Raw genomic sequence first — 24,124 nt, 5'->3', positions numbered from 1 at the left:
ATAGTTTTACATTCCGCGACAGAACAGATAAGCCATATCAAATCCCACTGCCAACGGTAGTGGCCCTCGTGTATTCACTGCTCGTAGATATGCTTCCCTCCATATTCCTGGATAACACGTATGACAGGGCCTGCAAACCGATATTGTCGTGATACCTTGAAGCAGGCCCTATTCACCACTTTTATCTCCCAGATTACACAGAAACAGGATTAAAAGGATAAACGGCTACCCAAATAAAAGCGGCGAGGCGCGACCCACTCAACCTCCTGACCGAAGTCATACTCGCCATCGCCTGATACCAGATCCTGCTCGCGAATACCCGCCTGGTCATTTAACACATTGAATATATCCAGAAAGAACTCCGCCTCGTACCCTGCAAGCTGAAAACTGTATTTTACCCGGGCATCCAGGGTTCCATAGGAACTGGCAACCTGGCTACCAACCGCATCAGAATCTACCCAATTTTCGACAATACCGCCACTTTCATAGGGTTCCTCTACCTGTACAGGCAGGTGCCGACCGGAAATACTGAAGGTCTTGCTATACACTAATCCAGAGTTCCAGTTATACACCAGACCCAATTCAATGCCATTGTCAAAGAAATAGGAACCTGCAACCTTGAACAGGTGTTCAATATTGCCTGGCTGGTCGCTATATACTCCCGGTGCACGGGGATCCAGCCAGAGCACATCACCCTGAAAGTCCGCATCCCCATCGGAGTTGGAATTGCCCGAAGCCAGATTATAGGTGTAGGAAGCCAGCATCTGCCAATTATCACTGCGGCGCTTACGGAAAGTGAATTCCACGCCATCATATTCGCGTTTGCCGCCTTTCAGTGTGGCTATCGTGTAATTGGGAATATCCTCAAGTCCATTCAAGCCAAAGTAGGACAGCGGCAGGGCATATTGGCCCGACTGAGTTGGATCGGTGTATAACGCCAAATCATAGTCTTCCAGCAGGTCCTCGGTAACCCTATTGGTATAGGTAACTTCAGCGCTCATATCATCACCCAAAGACATCGAATACCCGAGCATGAACTCGTCTGTGTACGGTGTTTTTGTGGTGGAGGCGATATTTGCATCGCCTGGACCACGAGTACGAAAGGTTAGCCAACGATCACCAATATAAACCTGTTCGTCCCTCACAAGGCCGGTAACGGTGCCCGCGAACGAAGTCATATCTGTGCGGATAGGGTCATAGTAGCGACCGTAGAAACCCCATATCTTGCGATCCCCATCACCATTGATGTCATAGGTCACACCGAGGCGCGGAGCGAACTCCCAGTCAAAAGTAAAAATACTGGCGCCATCACTGGCAAAATGCTCCCATTGCTCGGCACGTACGCCGGCATTGACGGTCCACTTGCCGTAGCTCCATTTGTCCTGAATATAGAAAGCATTACCTTCGGTTTTCACCGTGAAAGGTTCGTTCGATGCCTCTATAATCCGGTAGGCATTGATCGTACCATCTGGATTCCCGGCAGTACTGGAGAAAGTCAGTGTCTTGAGCTCGGCCAAGGAGATCTCATTATCATTATCGACATCTAACAAATCGTAGTAATAACCGCTATCCGCACTGGCATTTATCGCATTGATAATAAACCCGGCATCTCCGCCCGAGAATGGAACTTCACCGCGCCAACGTTCATCAAGTATATCTCCAAAAGTGGCACCGGTATTGATATTAGCGATAGAATTATACTGAGCGCCTTCGTCGCCGGTATATTGCAGATGACGGGCCCGTTCATTTTCTGTAAAGGAATAGCCAACCTGGATGTCATGGCTTCCCCAATTGGTATCCAGAAAGTATGCGAAAGTGGCCGCCCATGTATCTTTATTGCGGAACTGGAGACTATCCGAACCACTGCCACCCAGGTTCAACTCTGAAAGGGACGGGTTGCTGAGATCGGCCAGGTAAGCGACATCATTGCGCGTGGATTTGTCTGCGGCGAAGGTACTGATCTCGGCTTCGTGCTTTGCAGCCTCCAGAGTCAGTACCATATTGTCCCAAGAGTGAGAGTACTCAAGTTTGTAGTTGTCGCCCCCCTGACGTTGCGTTCTATTGCGGTTATTCAACACACTGGAGTCCCGTGAACCGCTGATATCAACCGGATCATTAAAGAATGTAGCGATGAGTTTATCATTTTCTGTCATCTGCCAGGATAGCTTGGCGAAGCCCAGGTCGTCTGATCTTTTCACCTCGCGCAGAAAATCACCGTCTGCTGAGAAGACATCGTCCTCACGCTCCTTGATCTGGTAGGAAGTGAAGAACCACAGCTTGTCTTGAATGATCGGGCCACCCAAGGTAAAAGCGCTGTCGAAGGTAGAGAACTTATTGCCGTCCAAATGCCGGTTGTCGGCGACCAGACCGTCGTCCTGCATATAGTAATTGACCGAGCCGTGAAACTCATTACCCCCAGACTTGGTAATAACACGGGAAACCAGCCCGCTACCACCTTCATACTCGGCCGGCAGACCACCGGTGAGAACATGCTGCTCCTGAATAATCTCGGAGTTCACCGAACCGCCAAAAGTGCCGGTTACATTATCGGTTACATTGACATTGTCGATGTAATATAAATTGTCGGATGAAAATCCTGAGGTCCGGCCTCTGGCATCCGGAACATCACTATAATTTACTCCAGACTTGGAGGATGGGTTGCCGCCGGCGGAGGGCTTTGTGCCCGGCGCCAGCTGCAGGTAGGATTGATAGTTTCGTCCAGTTGGCAGCGATTCGGTCAGATCCAGGGTGATGTCCTGACCGACAACAGTAGAAGTGGTATCGACCAGCCGAACCCGCTGGCCAGTGACAATCACCTCCTCAATAACATCATCTGAAGCCCTCAGTTCGAAACTCAGCGCATAACTTTGTCCGGATACTACCAATATGTTCTCGCTCTTTACGGGCTGATAACCGGCTCCTCTAACTTCAACCTCGTATTTGGACGACGGATCCAACCCCACCAGCCTGATTTCACCGTTTGTGTCCGTCACCCCTTTCTTTGTGGTCAAACTTTCAGGGGTATGGACATCAACCTCAGCCCCAGCGATAGGACTTCCTGCATCATCAGTTACTGTGATGCGTAGAGAACCGGTATCTGCCAATGCACTGCCACAATAGATAGTGAAGCTGATCGCTGCCCCAAGCAGACTCTTTTTAAATTTTCTATTCATTATAATTACTCTATCTTTCCTTAGGTTTGAATAATTACTGCTTTTGTTTTGCTAGAATAGAGAGCAATGAGAAGACTTAATAGAACTGACTGCCAAATATCTGTAAAGCAGATTCATAATGAAATTCCATGGCCTCCCCAGTACGACGGCCCCTCCATTACAGCTTTATTAGGATACCATTTAGTGCAGGACATAGTCTAAAAAAAACGTAGTACCAAAAAAGCATTAAAAGCAGGTAAGGAAGATTTGGTCGCTTTGTCATTAGCAGACAAGTCGGAACCTGATCCAATGTGATCGTCTATTCTGATATATTTTATTATTTCCCAGAATTTTCAGAATCAGTGTTCAAGTTTTTCCTGAACTAGTCATAATATATCGATTTATTTGAACCCTGTCCAACAGCCCGGATTAGCTGGCAGTATCCAGCCTTGGAGGTTTAAATTGACCTACTGAGCTATTCGGGATAGGTTGAAGCAGATGCCCAAGCCTGGCCATAACTGGATTGCCAGTGGATATTTATCGCTCTATTTGACCTCCAACTGGTCCAGAGTTCCAGAGACACTATTGGGCATTGCCGCTTTGTAAAAGTTAACCCTTTCATTGCAGGGTTTTATAGGCCCCTTCTTCGCCGGCATATGCAAACAATCAAGCTGCTAGGCTTTTTCACGAAGGTGGATAAAGTTGAAAACGCCCCAGTGATATCCTCGCCCGTCCACTCCGCTTTTCCAGAGAGCGAATAATTGTCGAGATAAAACCCGAAAAAATTTCTGTGATTAAAAACTTCATACCTTCGATTCGACCAAAGGCTATTATCTGTCTTGATACGCCGTGGATATCCGGGACATCATCGATATCTAGATGATTACCCCCACAGTCAACAGTGAGTGGAATCCACTTTTTATTAGTATACATCGGCTTTATATACCCTTCAGAATCCAATTGTATATGCTGGGCACAACCTCCATATATTTCATCTTCATCCAGATTCCGTCAGGTATCCCATCGATTCTTGATCACTGCTGTAGATAAAAACTGTGACCTAAAGAATGACCTTGTCAGAACCGGGGCCTCAGCACCTAATGTTTGCAAGACTGAAAAATACGGCATCAGCAAACACCGCGATCAATGTGGATAAATGCCTTTTTCTACTCTTGGAACCCAGCCATCTTCAAAGCATCCATGCCATAGAGAATTAATCCATAGGGATTTCTGAGGCACTCAGTAGTACTTGTGTGAAAGCCTGCAGGCCCAGCAAATCCGCCTCAGTAAAGCGGGCAATCCTGGGACTGTCGACATCAAGCACACCCAGGCAGCGCTCGCCGGCAGTGTAAAGCGGGATGACCACCTCAGAAGCGGAAACCGCATCGCAGGCGATATGGCCGGGAAACTGATGTACATCATCAACCAGTTGGGGTTCACCGCTATAAACCGCTTTACCACAGACACCTGCACCCACAGGAATACGGGTACAGGCTGGCCTGCCCTGAAAGGGTCCCAGGCGCAGCTCATCCCCATGAAGAAGGTAGAATCCGGCCCAATTGATATCTTCCATCACCATAAACAGCAGTGCGCTGGCATTGGCGGTATTGGCGAGCCAGTCCCGCTCTGCCGAGAGGAGGCCTTCCAGTTGACTATTCAGTGATGCGTAAAACTTGTTTAACGACATTGCCGTATCGACCCTCACTATCAGTGGCTAGAATCAGTGTCCGCTACAAGCAGCAGACCTGCGAGATACCTGGCGCCGAACGCACCAGAGGACAGGTATATTGTGGCCTTTAAGGCTGGAATCAATAGATGACCGGCAATTACTGGTAGGGGTCCAGTACTTCTTGCTCCCCAGATTTCTTCTGGTATTGGTCTGCATCCACACTGGAGCGGGACCAGTCTCGGTCTTCCTCACTGCTGTCATCCTTGGACCGGATCGCCGGCGGCGCCATAGTGACATCTGAGGCAACCAAACCACTGGATGTATTTTCACGCTTTTTTTCAACGACCGGTTTGGACGCCATAGGTATCGGAGCCTCCCGGCGGATACGGTTGGCCATGGTGTTCAAGTTGGGCCGGCGACGCTCAGCAAGTTTCACTGCCTCCAGCTCGCTATTGAGCCGATTAACCTCCGCTTGCAAGTCGCCCATCTGCGCCTGCAGCTCGGTAATCTGGGTTAGCACGCCCTTCACTTTGCGACTTTCCTGCTCATATAAAACAGCGGCGCCGCCAAAGGCCAAAACGAAGATAGCCAAAATGGAAAACTGATGCATAAAAATCTCCAGAATATCCCTTTTTATTTTCAAAGGGTATTTTTACAGCAAATTACCTGCATCTTCCGAGAAATTGCGCATAAAAAACACGTTCAAACGCCCGCCGACGCCTTGATAGTCTCCATTCCTAAAAGCGAACAATTAAAATTTATCGGATAGCGACATATTCATACTAATGTCCCAGCCAGCTCCCCAATCTCAACCGCCTCCTGATCCACATAGCGATTGCTGTCTGAAATTGCCGGCAACAGAGTGCTATCTGCGTATTGGCAACCAATCGCTTGCACCAGCTTTTGCCCCACCTTTTCCGCCTGCTCTGGAGCATGGGCTTTTCCCGTGCGCAGAAAATGCAGTAACAGATCGTAGCCCGGGCGCCAGCACTGCAAGTCGGGAAAGCTCTTTCTCAGCGCTGCGGCAATCCGCAATCCCTCATAGTCCAAGTCCCCCCAGAAAAATGTTGAAACCGTTCGGGACTCCCCATCGTGCCACCAGCTTAGGAATTGCTGCCGGATATTTTCACCAACCACATTGATAGTGCTGAAGCGCACCCTCTCCCCATTGCGAATCCGTTCTGCACCGCCCTGGTAGCCCTCGCTATAAACCAGCGCAGCACGACTGGGTTGCAGCTCCGCCAGGCTAATAAAAGTGTCCTGGTTTTCGATAAAAATGACCTGCTCAAATTGCCTGGGCAGGTAGGCGTGGAGTAAAAGCTGGCGCTCCTGAATTTTGCGGCTCAGGTCAGGATAAAGATTGCGCACCAGTGATTGACGGCTGGGTAATTCCAGGTATTTGGAATCCCCTTTAAAGCAGCGCGCGGCTAGCTGTCGCCAGGAAATTTTATCGGCAAAGATCAGCGCTTTGCCGACAGAAACCCAGCAGGCAATAATTTCTTCAACGGAATCAAACCCCGGTTGCAGCTCCAACCCTTCAAGGGGAAAAGCAGAGGGGTTTTCAAAGCGATCGACGTAGGGTTCCAGCAGGCTGGTCCAGGCGGACTGGCGAACGGTGGGAGATGGGCGATTGAGCCACAGGCGCAGCTGCTCCTCGCTGGCATCCCGAAAAATCAATTGGGCCCCCTGCCACTCGGCAATGCCCGGCCGCCTTTTCGGATTGGGCTTTACTGTAAAACACTGGTATTCCCGCGCAAAGAGCTGCAATTCATTCCACAGCTCCTGCTCGTCTTGGTCGGGGTCCCTGAGGGGCTCCAGCACTTCCTGCCAGCGCTTACTGCCAGCGCGCAAATCCAGCCTGAAACTAATGCGGGCTTCCTTGCCACGCTCCAGTTGGCTGTCCCGCCGATCCAGAATAAAATTCAGGATGCCGATTAACAGCGGATTTTCCTCTACCCAATAGGGCAATGTCTTTTCCATCGGTTGCCTCCCTGCCAATGGGGGTGTTTCCCCCGAAAATACCTATCCCTCTACTTCTACCAGGTCCATAAAGTCCAGCGATGCCTGTTGGCGGATCGTGCGGCGGTGATTGGCCCAGAGCTCGGCGATACGCTCCTGGTTGCACACCTTGCGATCGACATAAACCCGGGTATTCAGCTGCCCGATGGGGTTGGCACTTGGGCATTTGCTGAATACAAACTGGTTGGAAATCAGATCCATAAAAGGTCCGGACTTACTGCTGGGCATAATAAACAGTAGCTGTAAGCCCAGGGTTTCGGTCAGGTAACGGACCACTTCCTTGGAGCGGGACTCATCCATTTTGGAGAAGGCCTCATCCACCAGCACCATCTGCAAATGGCTGCCACTTTCACCAAAGCGGAAGGCCGAAGTGACCGCTGCGGAGCGGATAATATAGGCCGGTGTTTCCAGTTGACCGCCGGAACCGGTACCGTACTGGCTAAGCGCAATCGGCTCCTTGCCTTCCGGTTCCTTGTAAATCTCATAGCTGCGGTAGTTGCGGTAGTCGCTGATGCGATCCAATTCGCGCCGCGCTACCTGCTCGTCCTCACTCAGCAGCATACTCAACAGGCGGTCCCGCACCTTGCGGTGCTTGGGTGCCAAGTCCGTGTCGAACAGGCTCTGCTCTTCACCCAGATTCGGCAGTTCGATTACCGCCTTAAAGAAGCTCCAATATTCCTTGAATTCCGCCACCCACTGGTAGTCGAAACGGAAACGCTCGCGGTCGGCGCCAAAACGGTGGTGCTCTAGCTCTTTGTTCAGATCATCCAACACGCGCTTACCATCGTTAATGGACTGGTAAATAGCGTGGCACAAATGGGTTACAAAAGTGGTGTTAAAGGATTTTTTCAACCCCAGCAGCTGATCGTGGCGCTCCACCAGCAGGTTGTTCTTGAGGCGGTTGCGCAGGGTCTCTACCTGATCGCCGAGACCGCTGATCAGCTTGAACAAGCCATCTTTGTGGCCGCCGCTCAAGTCCGGCTCAAACACCAGGGTATCGACGCTGGCACAGGTGGCGTTGTACTCCATCACCGCGCGATCCAACTGGCGACTGTATTTCTCCAGCTGTCCCTGCCAACTTTCGATATCCGTAGAGAAGTCGAAGTTGTCGGCGGCGCGCTCTACCTGCTCGTCGGCAGCAATGAGCACCTGCTCGGCATCGAAAGTGGGATCGATGGCGGTAATACGCCTTACCATCTCCTCGCTGTCACTGGCGGCATCATCCAGGGATTCCAGCTCACCAGACAGGGCGTGCAAGAGCTTCTCGTTGCTCTTTAATTTCGTTTCCAGGGAGCCGGTCTTGCGCTGGAGATCGGACAACTGATTCTGCTGGCCTTTGAGCTGGGCCTTGAGTTCATCGACCTGCTGCTCGAACTGCTCGAAGTCCTTCAGGTCCAGGTTTTCCAGGGCGCGCTCGGCGCTGCGCCATTCGCGCTGGGCCGCCAGGGCGGAATCCACAATGGACAGCAGCTTGATATTCGCCAGTCCGCGCACCGCATTGGTGACGCGGCGGTAGAGCTGGTGGCGCTCGTTGACGTGGGCGGCCTCTTCCAGCAATTGCTCCATAGCGCGCTGCTGCGCCGCCAATGCGCGAGTGCGGGCGCCCTGGCCGAAGACCAGCTCGGCATCATCCATATCGCAGCGCCACATGCTGTAGTTGCCACTGGCCATACCGTCGGCGGTCAGGCCCCGGCGGGTGCCGCGCAGCTCGTGCTCATCCTCTACCTGTACCACGGCACCGTAAGAGGCGCGCAAATAGTGCTCGGCAGTTTTATGGGTGAACTCCATCAGTTCGATAATGGAGCCCGACGGCGTATCCAGACGCTCCGCATCGCGGCGGGCTTTGTCCCCCTGGATCACCCGGGCGCGATTGTTGCGCCCGGGCAGGCTGCGCACGATACGAATCGCGCGGGCCTCGTGCTCCGGCTCCACGATAATCGAGAAGCGCGCGCCGCCCAGATAGCCTTCAATCGCCATCTGCCAGCGCTCATCCAGCACTTCCACATAATCACACAGGACGCGGGGCTCTGCCTCCGGGCACTGTTCGCGAATTGCGGCCAGGGCCACTTCCACCGATTGGGGGTAGCGCACGCGGTTGGCCTGAAGGTGCTGAATACGGCTTTCCTGGGTACGCAGCTGCTTTTGCAGTTGCTGCACTTTTTGCTCCCAGCGGGAAGCCTGCTGGGCAATCTGCTCTTTGGGGGAAACTTCATCACTGGCGCCGGCTTTACCACTGCTATCCAGCAGGTCGAAGAGGCGGTTCTGTAGGGCCTCACTGCTGGCGGCGCGCTCGCGCAGTGGCTCCAATGCGGCCAGGTCAATCCAGTCCTTGCCCAACAGCTTGTGCAGATCCGGCAGGTCTTCCTCGCGGGCCACCTGCTTGATCGCCTGCACCAGTGCTTTATCGGAGAAGGCAGGGATTTCCAGCTCGGCGGAGGTGGAGTTGAGCAGGTTTAATAATTCTTCGGCGGCCTCGCGGTTCTCGCGCCAGCGGGCCTCTTCAGCAGACATGGGGGTGTGCTGCTGGGACAGCAGGCTCAGGGCATTGTTAATGCGCTGTTCCAGTTCGTCCTTATTGCGCAGCGCATCGATACCCAGGCGCTGGGCCTGAAGCTCTACCAGCTGGCCATTGAGCTGCTCGACGCGCTCGGAAGCAACGCGCACTTCGCGCTCATTGTTGTCCAGATCCCTGCGCAGCTTTTTCTGGTCGTTCTTGCCGCTTAAGTAACTCTTTTGCACCCGCTGCTGGCGGTGGCGCGCGCACAAATATTCCTGTACCCGCAACTGCAACCACTGCTCTCGGTAGAGTTCTACCGACTGGGCGATGGCCTGCAGGGAACTGACTCGCTCCACAATCTGGCGGGCTTCCTGCTCCATGCTGTGAATGGTTTTCATCAGCTCGGAGACGGAGCGGATAGCATCACCCAGATCGCGTTTTTCCAACACTTCCTGGGCGACAAAATCGTTGATGCTTTTTACCGGCTTGTAGGCCATAAAGTTGGCAAAGGTGCGCGCGGCGTGCATGGCCTCCCGATCGGAGACCGCATCGCGGCGTCCGCGCAGGGCGCCGTAAAGGCGGCGCAAGTAGGCCTTTTTCTTGTCGTACTGCTCAACTTTCTCGAACTGCTTGCTCAGGACCTGATTGAATTTATCCAGCGGCAGCAGGTGTTTACCATCGGTGTAATCCCGGACAAAATCCCCCATCACCAACTGCTCGCCGGGGAATACGAAAAAGCGCAAATCACTTTGGCGGGCCTGGGCGGGCTTGCTGCTGTTATCCAGGTGGGCGCGAATCCCCATCACTGCGGTAAAAGATGCAGCATCGTCTTCACCACTGGTGGGATGGAAAATACCGGCGATGTAACAGTCGGTGGGCTCTACACGGGCATAGCTACCGTCGTCACAACCCAGCACATAGGAAGCTAGCGTCCGCACCTGCTTGCCACCGCGCCCGCGCTGGGTGGTTTCATCCTGCCCCGGGTTAAAGGTAAACAGGGTATCGTGGGCGGCGGTCATCAGTGCCTGGATAGCATCGGCCGCCGTGGTTTTACCGGAACCGTTGCCACCGGAAAACAGGTTGATCGGGCCGAAATCATATTCCAACTGCGGGATATTGCCCCAGTTAATCAGGATCAGTTTTTTTAGGAACATAGTTTTTTCAAAAAAACGGTCTTTTCAAAATCAGGGGCTTTTTACAGGCGGGAAGCCGACACCCTTCTCCGAGGCTCCCGGGCGCGATTTACGCAGGCCCGGGCGGTCGAATGTTTTTCGATTTTTTATAGCCGCTAGTGCGGCCTCTATTTTCAACTAGGAAGCGGCTTCACTCTCAAACAGGCTGTGATCTTCGACTTCTGGAGTGATGTGTTCGAGCGCTTGCTCTTGTTCCACCTCTTCAACCTCATCAATTTCATCAGTTTGAGTGGCCCCGCTCTCCACCGCAGGCGGGACTTCGCTGTCGATCAGCTGGCGCAATACCGACTCGCTGACAAAGTGGGCAATGGTCGGGCGCACGCGCAGCCAGACTTCCGCACTGGTCTCCACTTCTTCGCTGCTGAACTGCACCAGACGCAGCTGGCGCAATTTCTTCAGCAGGTTTTTACGCTCGGCGTGTTTATCCGGCAGGGACATTTTCAGCAGGTTGCGTATGCCCAGTTCCAGGGCTTCCAGCGACAGGGCGGCGCAACCACTTTCATCCACCTGCCCTTCCCGCAGCGCTTTATCGTATTCCACGCGCAGGGCGAGAATCGCGGCCACTTCCTGCTGGCTGAGGCGGGCGCGGAAGCCGCCGTGGTGCGGCTCTTCCTGATCCGGCAACCCCGGCACTTCGGCGCCGGGCGGATACACACGGATAAACTGGAAACGGCTGTCGTGCTGCAAACGCAACCCCAGCGGGGCCAACCACTCGCGCAACAGCTGCTCGCAGCGTTGGAAGCGATCGTAAAGGGTGGTTTCGATAACGCTTTCATCCCGGCAGATAACGCCGTAATCCAACAGGCGCACCAGCAGCTCGGAAAATTCGCTGCGGTTCAGGCGACACTGCGCCAGGGCCTCTTCCAAAGCCTGTTCAATCACTGTTTTTCAGCTCCAGGATATATTCGTCAAATTCGGTGAAATAGTCATTGCTGGCGATTTCACCGGTAAATTTCACCTGCAAGTCGGCGTAGCCGCTCTGGTTCACCGCCGCCGCTTCGATCACATGGCTCATAGCGAGCAGATCCCGTGCATCGCGCAATGGCAGGTTGCGGCTGTTGATCTGGCGGCCGGTGCCGAGGGCATCGTGCAGATAATCGCGCAGGTTGCTGTTGTTGAAGTTAAACGCCTGGTCGAGCAGTTGCTGCAGCTTGATCTCGCGGCGGTTCTCTTCACCGATGGGGGTTTCATCTTCGACCCGGGTATTCACCGGCTGGCGGCGATTGCGCTGCCACAGCTGGGTTTGTTTGGGGTCAAACAGGCGCAGCTGGAAACCGCCCAGCTGTTCGCCCAGCTGCTCGAGAATTTGTGTTTTTTGCTGGCTTTCACCGAGACGCTGGCACAAATCGGCAAACTCGCCCTCGGCCTGGCTGTGCAGGTAACTGAGCTGGCGGATAATAATATCCGCGCGCTTGGTAAAGCCCTGTAGCGCACGGCGCAATGCGGGCAGTTTTACCTCGCAGGCGCGGCGCATGCGGTCTTCGATGGTATCGAGCATCAGCCACAACAGGGATTGACCCGGTTGCAACAACTCCGGCAGCAGCTGGCGCAGGCGCTTCTCCCACTGCGCTTTCCGCACATCCTCCTTGCGGCGAATGCAGTCAATCACCCGGTTGATGGCATCGCGGTGTTTTTCCACACTGTCCGCAGACAGGCGGATAGCCAGGTCCGGTTGGAAGCGGCTCTCCATAAAGGAGAAAAATTCATCGGTGGCCTGCTGCACCAGCAACTGGGCTTCCACCTCCCGCACCATTTCCCGCTTGCGCTCTTCCAGCTCGGCGATCATATCGGTGAAATCCGCCACGATACGCTCGGAGTACTCCCAGGCATCGATCAAGTCGTGGATTTCACCTCGGCTGGCAAAGGCTTCCAGGGCATTTAAGGTGTTGCGGGTGTTGCGGTGGCGGGTGCGCACGCGAGTGCCGTTCACTTCAACCAGCGGCTGAGTAAAAAGGCGGCCCCGGCGGCTAAACGGATAGGTGGCGGTGAGGGTGGCGCTGTCTACCTGCTTCTCCAGCCAACTGAATTCCACCAGGCTGTTCAGCACCCAGACGGCCTGATCGCGCAGGTTGCGGAAGCGGCCCTCGGTGTCCTGCACGCCGTCCTCGCTATCGAGTTGGGGCGCGCGGGTCAGGGCCTCGGCAAAAATTTCCAGGATCTGTTCGCGTAGCAGAGACTCACCGTAGTCAGCCTTGGCGGTGTACAGACGCTCATACAAAAGACGCAAGCACTCGACCACCTGCTCACGGTATTTACCGGTCAGCGGGCGGAAAAAGTGCTGGTAGCAATCGACGAAGAACAACGACTATAGGCCCGCTTATTCCTCTTCCGGCTTTTGGTTGAAGACACAGTACTTGGTGTAGTCACGTCCATCATCCAGAGTCCATTGACCCTTGGGCACTTTATCCATCTTTTCACACCAGGCATCGGAGCCGCGCTTGGGTTCACAAGCGGAGAGAACAAAAACGGCAGCAACAACGCTCAGCAGGACAATTACATTTTTCATGGCAAGTTTCTACAAATCAAATACAGGTTTTATACCCTTCACCAACAAGTAACCTGTTAGCAAAGGGCAGGCACTAAAGGTGAGACCAGGAGTAATTTACTCTCGGCGCCACTTGGTGCCCTCGCGGCTATCCTCAAGTACCACACCTTTGGATTTTAACTCCTCTCGAATCTCATCGGCGCGGGCAAAGTCTCGATTTTTCTTGTTCTGTACACGCTCTTCAATCAGCGCTTCAATTTCCTCAGCAGAAATAGACTCCTCTCCACCACGGGCCTGCTTGAACCAGGCTTCCGGGTCCTGCTGCAAAATACCGAGCATTTCACCGGCAGCCAGCAGTAAACCTTTTAAGCGCGCTTTGTCAGCATCTTCAGCCTTGTTCAGGTCACGGGCGATCTGATGCAGTTCACTGATAGCAATGGGCGTATTCAGATCATCTTCCAGCGCTTTGATAAAGGTGCTGCCACCCAAATCTGCAGCTTCAGCCTCAACGGCTTCGGTTTCACGCAGGGCACCGTAGAGGGTGTCCAAGGTTCGCCAGGCTTGATCAAGTAAGTCTCCACTGAAGTTCAGTTCAGAGCGATAATGCGCGGACAGCAGCGCAAAACGCAGAACCTCACCGGGGTACAACTCAAGCAGATCTTTGACCATGCGGAAGTTGCCCAAAGACTTGGACATTTTCTCGCCGTCGATATTGACGTAGCCGTTGTGCATCCAGTAACGCACAAAGTCGACACCATTGGCACAGCAGCTCTGGGCCCTCTCATTCTCGTGGTGAGGGAAGGTCAGGTCGCGACCTCCGCCGTGAATATCAATGGTGTCACCCAGATGCTTCTTGATCATGGCCGAGCACTCCAGGTGCCAACCCGGGCGACCACGCCCCCAGGGGCTGTCCCAGCCGGGCTCGTCATCAGCGGACGGCTTCCACAGTACGAAGTCCCCGGCGTATTTTTTGTAAGGTGCCACTTCCACACGCGCACCGGCCAGCATATCGTCGAGGGAGCGCTTGGACAGCTGGCCGTATTCCTGCATGGACGCCACTGCGAACAGCACATGACCCTCGGCGGCGTAGGCATGGCCTTTCTCCAGCAGGCTTTCGATCATGGCAATCATTTCCGGCAGGTGCTGGGTGGCGTAGGGGACGATATCCGGTTCCAGGTTATTGAGCGCGGCCATATCCTCATAGTAGGCCTGGGCATAGCGCGCCGACAGCACGCCGATTTCCTCGCCGTTATCCCGCGCGGTCTTCATGATTTTATCGTCAATATCGGTGATATTGCGCGCGTAGATCACATCGCTGAAGTTTCTTTTCAATACCCGGTACAGGGTGTCGAACACCACTACCGGGCGGGCGTTGCCAATGTGTACACGGTTGTACACGGTGGGGCCACACACATACATGCGCACCTGATCTTGCATCAGTGGCACGAAGGGTTCTTTCTTCCCGGAAAACGTGTTGTAGACCTGTAGAGACATCTTTTCTCTCGAATTCTTTTTGCTGCCTGGGGCGGGCCGCTCACTGACCCACCCAACGAAACTGCCGTTTAGACAGTTACTGGTTTTGCTACTACTTGCTTTGTTCTTTCGCCCAGCTGTCGCGCAGGCCAATGGTGCGGTTAAACACCGGCGCTTCCGCGCAGCCATAATTGCTGTCGCGACAAAAGTAGCCTTTGCGCTCAAACTGGTAGCCCTGCTCTGGCTCCGCCTTGGCCAGGCCGATTTCCGCCTTACAGCCTTTTAGGATTTGCAGGTTGTCCGGGTTTACGCAGTCGAGAAAATTCTTACCGCCGGCATCCGGCGCCGCATCATTGAACAGACGATCGTAGAGACGCACTTCGCAATCGACATTCTTATCTGCAGAAACCCAGTGAATAACGCCCTTTGGCTTAATGCCGTCGGCCGGGTCTTTACCCAGGGTGTCCAGATCAACCGAGCAGATCACCTCAACAATTTCACCGGCATCGTTCTTCACGACTTCTTCGGCAAAGATCACATAGGCGTTGCGCAAACGTACCTTTTTGCCCAACACCAGGCGCTTGTACTTCTTGTTGGCCTCTTCGCGGAAGTCGTCTTTCTCGATATAGAGGGTGCGCCCAAACGGAAGCTCACGGGCCGGCAGGTCATCGCGTACCGGGTGGCCCGGTGCTGACAGTAATTCCTCCTGGCCTTCCGGGTAATTTTTCAGGGTGACCTTCAAAGGCTCCATCACACACATGGCGCGCGGTGCATTTTTATCCAGATCGTCGCGAATGCTGTATTCCAGCATGCCCACATCGACGACTGAGTCGGAGCGGGTTACGCCGATCATCTCGCAGAAATTACGGATTGAAGCTGGGGTAAAGCCGCGACGGCGCATACCGGACAGGGTCGGCATACGGGGATCATCCCAGCCGTCTACATGGCCTTCGTCTACCAGCTGCTTGAGTTTGCGCTTGGATACCACCGTGTAGTTGAGGTGCAGGCGTGCAAATTCATACTGGCGCGGGCGTGAAGGCACCGGCAGATTCTCGATCAACCAGTCGTATAGCGGCTTGTGATCTTCAAACTCCAGGGTACAGATAGAGTGACTGATGCCCTCAATCGCATCACATTGGCCGTGGGCAAAATCGTAGCTGGGATAAATGCACCACTTGTCACCGGTCTGGTGGTGGGCCATTTTCTTTATACGATAAATGATCGGGTCGCGCAGGTTGATATTGGGCGCTGCCATATCGATTTTGGCGCGCAGGCTACACTGCCCCTCTTCCATCTCACCGTTGCGCATCTTTTCAAATAACGCCAGATTTTCCTCCACGGTGCGATCGCGGTAGGGGCTGGTTTTACCCGGCTCGATCAGGGTACCGCGATACTCGCGGGCCTCCCCGGCGGACAGGTCGCAGACGTAGGCCTTGCCCTCTTTAATCAGGTGCAGCGCCCACTCGTACAGTTGATCAAAATTGTCTGAGGAGTACCTGGCCTTGCCGTGCCACTCAAAACCCAGCCAGGAGACATCGCGCTTGATGGCGTCGACATACTCTTCCTCTTCCTTGGCAGGGTTAGTGTCGTCAAAACGTAAATTACAGGTGCCGCCAAACTCCTGCGCCAAACCGAAATTCAGACAGATAGATTTGGCATGGCCAATATGCAGATAACCATTCGGTTCCGGCGGAAAGCGGGTCGCCACCTGGGTTACTCGCCCCTCTGCCAGGTCTTTGCGGATAAGGTTCTGTAAAAAGTGAGCAGGCTTGCGCTCGGATGTCATAGGTTTTCCGTTACAACTGTGCAAATGTCAGCGGCGCATTATAGCCTAGTTGTGGCACAGAATATCTGATTTGAGCGGGCGAGTGCCGATGAAACGCATCGATAGTGCACACTTTTTAAGCAACCCTTGCAGATATCTCGGCTCGACGTTTTACAGCCCCGGACTACAGGGTATCATGCCGCCCCAAACCAACCGTTATAGGACATTTTATGATCACCCTGCACACCACCCACGGAGACATCACTATCGAACTGGATTTTGACAAGGCACCAAAAACGGCAGCCAACTTCCTTCAGTACTGTCGTGACGATTTTTATACGGGGACCATTTTCCACCGGGTGATCGACAACTTTATGATCCAGGGGGGCGGTATGACCCCCGATATGGAGCAGAAGAAAACCCGAGAAACCATCGAAAACGAGGCCAACAACGGCCTGAAGAACGACGTGGGTACCCTGGCCATGGCCCGCACCATGGACCCGCACTCCGCCAGCTCCCAGTTCTTTATCAACGTCAAAGACAACGACTTCCTGAACTTTCGCAGTCAAGATGCCCAGGGTTGGGGCTATTGTGTTTTCGGTAAAGTTGCCGATGGCATGGACGTGGTCAACAAAATCAAGAGCGTAAAAACCGGCAGCAAGGGCTTTCACCAGGATGTACCGCTTGAAACCATCGAAATCACCGGTGTCAGCCTCTCCGAAGACTACACCGATAAGTAATTCTACCGATCACCGGGGACCCTAAGGCGAGGAACATTGTCCACTTATTTGATTTCTGATCTGCACCTCGATGCGGGCCGCCCCAGGATCACCAGGGCCTTCTTTGATTTCCTGCGCGGTCCGGCCGCCGGCGCCAGCGCCCTGTATATCCTCGGCGACTTCTTCGAAGCCTGGGTCGGCGATGACGACGATGCCCCCCTGGTCCATGAGGTTGTGCTTGAACTCAGCCGTTACAGTGGCAGCGGTGTTGAAGTGTATCTGATGCACGGCAACCGCGACTTTCTCCTCGGCGTCGATTTTGCCCAGCGCGTCGGTGCGGTATTGCTGCAAGACCCCACAATACTCTCCCTCGCCGGCCATCGGGTCCTGTTGATGCACGGCGACAGCCTGTGTACCCGGGACGAGGCATATATGACATTTCGCCGTCAGGCCCGCGACCCCAACTGGCAACAGGCGCTGCTGGCCAAGTCGCTGGAAGAGCGCCGTGCCATCGCGGCACAAATCCGCGCGGTTTCCACGGCCATGAACAGTCGAAAGGCCGTGGACATCATGGATGTCACCCCTGAAGAAGTGGAAAGAATGATGCGCAAATACCATGTGGACATACTGATCCACGGCCATACCCACAGGCCCGGGCGCCACCTCCTCACCATTGACACCAAGCCGGTAGAGCGCATTGTGTTGGGGGATTGGGATAAGTCTGGGTGGTGCCTGAAGGCGGGCAAAGACGCCCTTGAGTTAATGCGCTGGCCTATCGCCTGAACCAACACCAAAGCCCACACAAAGAGTATCGGCTCCCATTTACGGGTTTCACGTGCCGAAAGGAAAGATCGGCCAGAGACAGCAGCGCCGTTCGGGACAAAGACAGATTTTCTTGATTTTTCCCATTGGACCATTGCATGATCAACGCCTACCTCGGGGGAGAGGAGTGCGACCCAGGTGATCAATAACCTGAACAAGCGTGTATTGATACTCGGCGGCTACGGCAGGCTTGGCGCACGCATTGCACAAATGTTGAGTGTTGAGCCGGAGATACAACTGATTATCTCCGGTCGCAACAAAGCGCTGGCCGACCGATGCGCGAAAAAGCTTGGCGGCACCGCTGAAGGGCTGCGTCTGCAAAGGGACGCCATCAACCTCGCTGCACAGCTTAAAGCCTTGCACCTGGACCTGCTGATCCACTGCGCCGGCCCCATTCAAAATGACACCGACAACCGCGTTGCCAAAGCCTGCATTGAATCTCGCACGCCTTACATTGATATCTCCAATGCACGCCGCTCTGTCTGCGATTTTCACCGTTTGTCTCCTGCCGCCGAGGCTGCGGGCATTGCCATGGTGTCCGGGGCCGGTACCCTACCGGCATTGAGCTCCGCCGCCCTTGCCGAGATACAGAGGGAATTGCCGATTATCCACTCGGTGGAGATCGCCGTCGCACCGGCACACTACACAAACTGCGAGTTGGGCACAGCTGGAACGGGTTTGAAATCCCTGGGGCAGAGCTTTCCACAGCTGCAAAAAGGCCGCTGGCACGAGTCATTTAGCGGCAAGCACCTGCGCCCAGTGGCCCTGGCGCACCCGGTGGGCAAACGCTGGCTAAGCGACTCTGATGCGCCAGATCTCGAACTCTGTCCCCGGCACTTCCCGCAACTGCACAGTGCGCGTTTCGCAACCGGCCTGGAACCGCGCACTGTGCAAGTCTGCCTGTCTGCCTGTGCCCACCTGACCCGCCAGCACCTACCGTTACCCATTACTCGACTGGCCGCACTCGGGTGCAAACTCAGTGCGCACTGGCCGGGCGGCAGCCCGCACAGCGGTATGCTCGTGCGTGCCGGTGGAGAAAACAGGCAGGGCGAAAGCACCACCAAGCAGTGGCAGATTCTCGGCTTAAACGGTGATGGTGCCTGGATATCTGCAGCACCGGCAGTGGCTCTATCCCGTCAGTTTTTACAGGGAAATGCGCCCAAAGCCGGTGCACAGGCCTGCTGGCAACTCCTGGACCTGGACGACATCTTGATGGAGTTGAACAGCTTTTCTGTGGTGACTGCGCTGGAGACCTTGACCCGGGAACGTCTGCCGGCACTTACCCGCTAGGGGATTGTTCAACCGCCCAGCTGGTATTCCCTCCCCTGTGCCATTCACAGCCTTGAAACACCGCCACAATTGCGCGGTGCCGCCCGCAACAGCTCAACACCGGCGGATGCTCGTCAGTGCCACCATAGGCCGACAATCTATGTGGCTGCCAGATTAACGACAGCAAATCCCAGCGCAATCGCGGCAAAGTCGTCGCGAATGATCTAGGTTCAGTATCAGAACTCTCGGTAACGCCAACAACACGGCAACTGACCCCCTATGATGATATCCAATGCTTGGCAGGCCTTCTCCTGCAGGAACGGACTCAAACGTGCCATTATTCCACTGAGTGCCCTGTTCCTGACACCCTTTTTCCTGATACTCACGGTGACAGTAAGCAGTTGGTGGCTGATTGCCCTGGGGGGAAGCCTGACACTGTTGATCCTGGGCATTTACGATATATTCCAGCGCCAGTGGACACTGACCCGCAACTATCCGGTAGCCGCCCGTATCCGCTGGATGTTCCTGAATTTGCGCCCCTATTTCCGCGCCTATATCGTCGAAGGCGATGAGGAGGGCCTGCCGTTCAGCTACGAGGCCCGTCGCCTGGTCAATGCCCGCGCCGATGGCTACTCTGATATGCACCCCTTTGGAACCGAACTGGATGTCCAGGCCCCCGAGAGTACGTGGCTGACACACTCTATTACCCCGGCAGACAAAGTGGATGTGGGAGCGTGCATCAAGGTTGGGACAGAGCAGTGTTCGCAACCCTACAATGTCTCGCTGCTCAATGTCTCTGCGATGAGTTTTGGCGCACTCTCCGCCGTCGCCGTTGAGGCCCTCAATAAAGGGGCCGCGATTGGCGGTTTTTACCAGGATACCGGTGAGGGGGGCATCAGCCCCTACCACCGCAAGCATGGCGGCGATCTGGTATGGGAGCTGGGCTCCGGCTACTTTGGCACCCGCAATCCCGATGGCAGCTTTAACCCGGATCTCTTCCGCGAAGCCTGCGACGACCAGGTGAAGATGACGGAAATCAAACTCAGCCAGGGTGCCAAACCCGGTCATGGTGGGGTGTTGCCAGGGGTAAAGGTCACACAGGAAATCGCATCCACGCGAAAAGTAACACCCGGGATGGATTGTGTGTCTCCGCGTGCGCACTCCATGTTTTCCACCCCCATAGAACTGCTCCAGTTTGCCGACCAGATGCGCTCACTCTCCGGAGGCAAACCGGTTGGCATTAAACTCTGTGTGGGTCATATTTATGAAGTGATGGCCATTATGAAAGCCATGTGCGAAACCGGGATTTTACTCGACTTTATTGTGGTCGATGGGTCCGAGGGTGGCACAGGTGCTGCACCGCTGGAACTCTCCAACCATGTGGGTATGCCGCTTCTGGAGGGCCTGATCGTGATGCGCAACGCCCTGGTAGGGGCGGGCCTGCGCGATAAGGTCCGTCTCGCTGCCAGCGGCAAACTGTTCTCTGCTTCCGGCCTGGCGGCGTGCCTAGCGGTCGGCGCCGACTGGTGCAATGCTGCGCGGGCATTCATGTTTTCCATTGGCTGTATACAGTCACAGCGCTGCCACACCGACACCTGCCCCACCGGCGTCACCACCCAGGACCCCCGCCGCCAGCGCGGACTGGTAGTGGAAGTCCAGAGTAAGCGCGCAGCGGCATTTCAGGCTAAAACACTGGAGGCCCTGGGCAATATTGTCGCTGCCGCCGGCCTGAGTAATCCGCGCGACCTGAAACCCTACCACCTATATCACAACCTCAGCAGCGGCGACTCAAAGCCCATTCACCATATCTGGCATTTTATCGATGAGAAATCCCTGATCGAGGCGCCCGAGGAAACGCCCTACGGACACTGGTGGCTGGCCGCACAGGCGGACTCATTCCTGCCCACCGTCAGGCTCGACATGGGATTGAAACAGTCGATTCGACGCAGTCCGTACTGAACACAATTTCTCTCCAACTGCCCCTTCTGCGGAGAACACTATGCTGACGGTCTCAGAAATCATCGCTGACACCCTGGTCAAAGCCGGCGCGAAACGCTGCTACGGTATTGTCGGCGATACCATCAACCATTTCACCTCGGCCGTGCGACACTCCAAACTCGAATGGATCCACGTCCGTCATGAAGAGGTGGGCGCTTTCGCCGCCGGGGGCGAATCCTACCTGAGTGGCGAATTAAGCGTCTGTGCCGGCACAACCGGCCCCGGCAGCCTGCACTTTATCAACGGCATTTTTGAAAGCCACAGAAACGGTGCACCGGTGCTACTGATCGCTTCGAACATCGACCGCTCTGAACAGGGGCTGGGATACCCGCAGGAAGTCGATCAGAAAAAACTCTACGAGCAGTGCTCCGTGTTCTGTGAGCCCATTGCCCATCCGGATCAGGCTCGGCGAATCGTGAGCCAGGCCGCTCAGGCTGCACTCAACCACCGCGGTGTGGCGGTAGTGGTGGTCAATGGCGACATGTTTAAAATAAAATCAAAGGACAGCATACCCTGGTCGGTCCACAGGCCACGGTGGCTGACACGTCCGGAAGATGCAGCGCTGGACGCCCTGGCGGACAAACTCAATCGGGCGAAGAATATCACCATTTATGGTGGCATCGGCTGCCGCTTTGCCCACGATGCCGTGGTCGAGCTCGGCCAACAATTGGCAGCGCCCATAGTCCACACCACCCGGGCCAAAGAATTCCTGGACTACGACAATCCCTGCAATGTGGGTATGAACGGTCTCATAGGCAACCCGGCCGGATACCGCGCCGTGATGACCTGCGATCTGCTGCTGTGCCTTGGCTCCGACTTCGCCTACACGCAGTTTTACCCGGAAAAGGCCACTATTATCCAGGTGGATATCGAGGCCTCCCACCTCGGCCGCCGCACTGCCGTGGACATGGGGCTGGTAGGCGATATCAACACAACAGTGTCAGCCCTGCTGCCGCGCCTGAAGCCCCGCAGCGATAAGACATTTCTGGATAGCCTGCGCGCGCGCTACAGCAGTGATCTGAAGCAGTTGCAGAAACGCGGCAACGAACCAGACCCCAGCTTGATCCATCCCCAGTTTGTCGCCCAGACCCTGGACAAACTGGCTGGTGAAGATGCGGCCTTCACCGCAGACGGTGGTTCACCAATGGTATGGATGCTGCGCCACCTACATGCCAACGGTAAGCGCTCCTTCCTCACCAGTCTGTCTCACGGCACTATGGCCAATGCCTATCCGCAGGCGCTGGGTATGGCCAAGGCATACCCCGGTCGCCAGGTGATCGCCCTGTGTGGCGATGGCGGCCTGACCATGCTGATGGGAGATCTGCTCACACTGGTGCAGGAAAAGATCCCTGTGAAGCTGCTGGTATTTAACAACCATTCTCTCGGTTTCGTGGAAATGGAACAGCGCATCGAGGGAATGCTGGACAGCTACACCGAGTTAAAAAATCCGGACTTCGACCGCCTGGCGGAAGTCTGCGGTTTTTGGGGGGAGAAGGTGGACAAAGCCGGGAACCTGTCCGAGGCCATGCAGCGCTGGCTGGCCGCAGAGGGACCCGCCCTGCTGGATGTCACCGTGAACCGTATGGAATTGGTTATGCCGCCATCAATCAAAGCACAGCAGGTATCGTCCACAGCTTTATTTGGCCTCAAAGCCATACTCAGTGGACGCGGGGACGAAGTGGTCGACCTGCTGAAAGACAATTTTCTGCGCTAACCCCGCTTAGGCAAAGGCATCCATACCATGCCGGTACCTGCATCGGTTACCTCCTGCCGGTGACAACAGCCGTGATCGCGCCATTTCCACTGAGATACCCGCACTACCGAGCGGGATTGTTTGCTTCCAGGGAGTCTGTGTCAAGCGTCGGCACATCGCCTTCCGCGCTTGTACGCGGTGCTCTTGTTTTATTCCGTAAGTGCTCTTTACGAGCCAGGCGATACAGGCAGTCGCTGTATGCCCGCCGCTGCTGTTGCCAGGAAAACGCCCCAAACTCCACCTTTGGCAAAGACCTGTGTTCTCTGACCTGAACGGCCAGGGATGCCAGCTTGACAAGCGCATCGGCAACGCCGGTATAGCGCAAGGAGTGGGGGTAGTACTCAGGGTAACACTGTTCATCCGGAACCAGTGGCGTGCACCCGGTTATCGCGGCCTCCATCACTGCCAGCCCCTGAAACTCATGGTGGGCAGTGGAGAGAAATACGTGGCTGTTTCTGAGGATATCGCGGTAGGTCTCCGCGTTTTGTACATAGCCCACTACCAACAGGTGTTGGGCAAATTCCCGCTGAATGCGCGTTAGTGCCTCGGGGCAGCTGCGGAAGGACTGGCCCATCAGGTTGAGCAGGAAATCCACCCCTTTCGATTTCAGTCCCCGCAGAATACACAACAGGCGTTCGGGTCCCTTGTCATATTCCCAGCGCGCAGCCCAGCTGATAACCAAAGCCCCTGGGGGAATTGCCCCCTGATAGCCCTGAGTCCAGCGATACTTCCGGGCCACACTGGACTCTGGGGTGGCATTGCGGGCAGCGATAAACAGGGAATCCTCCAGGGGCACCGGCAGTACCCGGGATTTGCGCTCCATTTCTTCGCAGATGCCCACCGGCACACCATCGGGGAAGCGCTTTAATAGCCTGGCGGCACCGTCGATCAGGGTGCGGCGGTTAAATTCGGAATTAAAAAGCAACAGGTTTCCGGCCAGCGCCGTATAGATATTCAGCATTTGTGGCTCTATGGACCGGGTGGTATCGGCGCTCGCCGGGTAGGCAAACTGATTTTCATGAAAGTAGACAACAACAGGCACCCCGGCTAATTCCGGTACCAGCCCGCGCAAAGCACTGAGATCTGTCATCGAAGTGGCAATTATCAGGTCCCAATCCTGTCGCAAAGTCCGCGCAGCATCCCCTCTGGCCCAGGTGAGACTGTTGCCACGGATACGCCAACTGAAGTAACGGGGCGGAAGGGCCAGCACAACCCATTGCCATTCGGGAAAGGCAGCAACCAGACCCTTGCGCCAGCGCCTATGGCTGTGGGCATCGTAGGCAGAGAGCAGGAGCGTTTTCATCGTGAAT

16 protein-coding genes are annotated in these 24,124 nt (G+C 55.1%); 5 read left to right on the top strand and 11 right to left on the bottom strand.

The window, feature by feature from the left end:
* Positions 1-209: 209 nt before the first annotated feature.
* The 10 genes from M8T91_RS08315 to M8T91_RS08270 all read right to left on the bottom strand — a co-directional run bounded on the left by M8T91_RS08315 (position 210) and on the right by M8T91_RS08270 (position 16,274).
* Positions 210-3,173: a TonB-dependent receptor gene (locus tag M8T91_RS08315; RefSeq protein ID WP_301418657.1), complete on the bottom strand. Its 2,964-nt coding sequence runs from the start codon at positions 3,171-3,173 to the stop codon at positions 210-212.
* Positions 3,174-4,365: 1,192 nt separating this feature from the next.
* The gene (locus M8T91_RS08310; protein WP_301418655.1) at positions 4,366-4,839 is read right to left on the bottom strand and encodes a free L-methionine (R)-S-oxide reductase MsrC; all 474 of its coding nucleotides are present in this window, start codon (positions 4,837-4,839) and stop codon (positions 4,366-4,368) included.
* Positions 4,840-4,978: 139 nt separating this feature from the next.
* Entirely contained in the window at positions 4,979-5,431 is a 453-nt protein-coding gene (locus M8T91_RS08305; RefSeq protein ID WP_301418653.1) for a hypothetical protein, read from the bottom strand.
* A 167-nt stretch (positions 5,432-5,598) separates the two neighbouring features.
* Entirely contained in the window at positions 5,599-6,801 is a 1,203-nt protein-coding gene (locus tag M8T91_RS08300) for a Wadjet anti-phage system protein JetD domain-containing protein (RefSeq protein ID WP_301418651.1), read from the bottom strand.
* 42 nt (positions 6,802-6,843) lie between these two features.
* A complete protein-coding gene (locus tag M8T91_RS08295) occupies positions 6,844-10,491 on the bottom strand; it encodes an ATP-binding protein (RefSeq protein ID WP_301418649.1) in 3,648 nt (1,215 codons plus the stop codon).
* A 156-nt stretch (positions 10,492-10,647) separates the two neighbouring features.
* Positions 10,648-11,412 (bottom strand): DUF4194 domain-containing protein, encoded by a 765-nt coding sequence (locus M8T91_RS08290; protein ID WP_301418647.1) that lies wholly within the window; start codon positions 11,410-11,412, stop codon positions 10,648-10,650.
* A complete protein-coding gene (locus M8T91_RS08285; protein WP_301418645.1) occupies positions 11,405-12,832 on the bottom strand; it encodes a Wadjet anti-phage system protein JetA family protein in 1,428 nt (475 codons plus the stop codon). Before M8T91_RS08285 ends, M8T91_RS08290 begins: the two co-directional genes overlap by 8 nt.
* Positions 12,833-12,847: 15 nt before the next feature.
* Positions 12,848-13,036 carry a DUF3012 domain-containing protein gene (locus tag M8T91_RS08280; RefSeq protein ID WP_301418643.1) on the bottom strand — a complete coding sequence of 63 codons (189 nt, stop codon included), beginning with the start codon at positions 13,034-13,036 and terminating at the stop codon, positions 12,848-12,850.
* A 96-nt stretch (positions 13,037-13,132) separates the two neighbouring features.
* Positions 13,133-14,509 (bottom strand): cysteine--tRNA ligase, encoded by a 1,377-nt coding sequence (gene cysS / locus M8T91_RS08275; protein ID WP_301418641.1) that lies wholly within the window; start codon positions 14,507-14,509, stop codon positions 13,133-13,135.
* Positions 14,510-14,600: 91 nt separating this feature from the next.
* Complete coding sequence (locus M8T91_RS08270) at positions 14,601-16,274, bottom strand: glutamine--tRNA ligase/YqeY domain fusion protein (protein WP_301418639.1); 1,674 nt, start codon at positions 16,272-16,274, stop codon at positions 14,601-14,603.
* 209 nt (positions 16,275-16,483) lie between these two features.
* Between M8T91_RS08270 and M8T91_RS08265 the strand changes: the two genes are divergently transcribed.
* The 5 genes from M8T91_RS08265 (at position 16,484) to M8T91_RS08245 (ending at position 22,775) form a co-directional block, all read left to right on the top strand.
* A complete protein-coding gene (locus M8T91_RS08265; RefSeq protein ID WP_301418638.1) occupies positions 16,484-16,993 on the top strand; it encodes a peptidylprolyl isomerase in 510 nt (169 codons plus the stop codon).
* 36 nt (positions 16,994-17,029) lie between these two features.
* Positions 17,030-17,755 (top strand): UDP-2,3-diacylglucosamine diphosphatase, encoded by a 726-nt coding sequence (locus tag M8T91_RS08260; RefSeq protein WP_301418636.1) that lies wholly within the window; start codon positions 17,030-17,032, stop codon positions 17,753-17,755.
* A gap of 177 nt (positions 17,756-17,932) precedes the next feature.
* Complete coding sequence (locus M8T91_RS08255; RefSeq protein WP_301418634.1) at positions 17,933-19,084, top strand: saccharopine dehydrogenase family protein; 1,152 nt, start codon at positions 17,933-17,935, stop codon at positions 19,082-19,084.
* Positions 19,085-19,342: 258 nt separating this feature from the next.
* Positions 19,343-21,022, top strand: a complete 1,680-nt coding sequence (locus M8T91_RS08250; RefSeq protein WP_301418632.1) for an FMN-binding glutamate synthase family protein — start codon at positions 19,343-19,345, stop codon at positions 21,020-21,022.
* Between the two features lie 40 nt (positions 21,023-21,062).
* Entirely contained in the window at positions 21,063-22,775 is a 1,713-nt protein-coding gene (locus M8T91_RS08245) for a thiamine pyrophosphate-dependent enzyme (RefSeq protein WP_301418630.1), read from the top strand.
* A 103-nt stretch (positions 22,776-22,878) separates the two neighbouring features.
* On the opposite strand, the gene M8T91_RS08240 is transcribed toward M8T91_RS08245, so the two are convergent.
* Entirely contained in the window at positions 22,879-24,117 is a 1,239-nt protein-coding gene (locus tag M8T91_RS08240) for a tRNA-queuosine alpha-mannosyltransferase domain-containing protein (protein ID WP_301418628.1), read from the bottom strand.
* Between the last annotated feature and the right edge of the window lie 7 nt (positions 24,118-24,124).

It is taken from the genome of Microbulbifer sp. MI-G (genome assembly GCF_030440425.1).
GTDB lineage: Bacteria > Pseudomonadota > Gammaproteobacteria > Pseudomonadales > Cellvibrionaceae > Microbulbifer > Microbulbifer spongiae.
This window is presented reverse-complemented; position numbering and strand designations above follow the sequence as displayed.

What these genes read in the sequence shown, in the direction of transcription:
- M8T91_RS08315 (WP_301418657.1), bottom strand. Translation starts at nt 3,173, where the DNA reads ATGAATAGAAAATTTAAAAAGAGTCTGCTTGGGGCAGCGATCAGCTTC.
- M8T91_RS08310 (WP_301418655.1), bottom strand. Translation starts at nt 4,839, where the DNA reads ATGTCGTTAAACAAGTTTTACGCATCACTGAATAGTCAACTGGAAGGC.
- M8T91_RS08305 (WP_301418653.1), bottom strand. Translation starts at nt 5,431, where the DNA reads ATGCATCAGTTTTCCATTTTGGCTATCTTCGTTTTGGCCTTTGGCGGC.
- M8T91_RS08300 (WP_301418651.1), bottom strand. Translation starts at nt 6,801, where the DNA reads ATGGAAAAGACATTGCCCTATTGGGTAGAGGAAAATCCGCTGTTAATC.
- M8T91_RS08295 (WP_301418649.1), bottom strand. Translation starts at nt 10,491, where the DNA reads ATGTTCCTAAAAAAACTGATCCTGATTAACTGGGGCAATATCCCGCAG.
- M8T91_RS08280 (WP_301418643.1), bottom strand. Translation starts at nt 13,036, where the DNA reads ATGAAAAATGTAATTGTCCTGCTGAGCGTTGTTGCTGCCGTTTTTGTT.
- cysS (WP_301418641.1), bottom strand. Translation starts at nt 14,509, where the DNA reads ATGTCTCTACAGGTCTACAACACGTTTTCCGGGAAGAAAGAACCCTTC.
- M8T91_RS08270 (WP_301418639.1), bottom strand. Translation starts at nt 16,274, where the DNA reads ATGACATCCGAGCGCAAGCCTGCTCACTTTTTACAGAACCTTATCCGC.
- M8T91_RS08265 (WP_301418638.1), top strand. Translation starts at nt 16,484, where the DNA reads ATGATCACCCTGCACACCACCCACGGAGACATCACTATCGAACTGGAT.
- M8T91_RS08250 (WP_301418632.1), top strand. Translation starts at nt 19,343, where the DNA reads ATGATGATATCCAATGCTTGGCAGGCCTTCTCCTGCAGGAACGGACTC.
- M8T91_RS08245 (WP_301418630.1), top strand. Translation starts at nt 21,063, where the DNA reads ATGCTGACGGTCTCAGAAATCATCGCTGACACCCTGGTCAAAGCCGGC.
- M8T91_RS08240 (WP_301418628.1), bottom strand. Translation starts at nt 24,117, where the DNA reads ATGAAAACGCTCCTGCTCTCTGCCTACGATGCCCACAGCCATAGGCGC.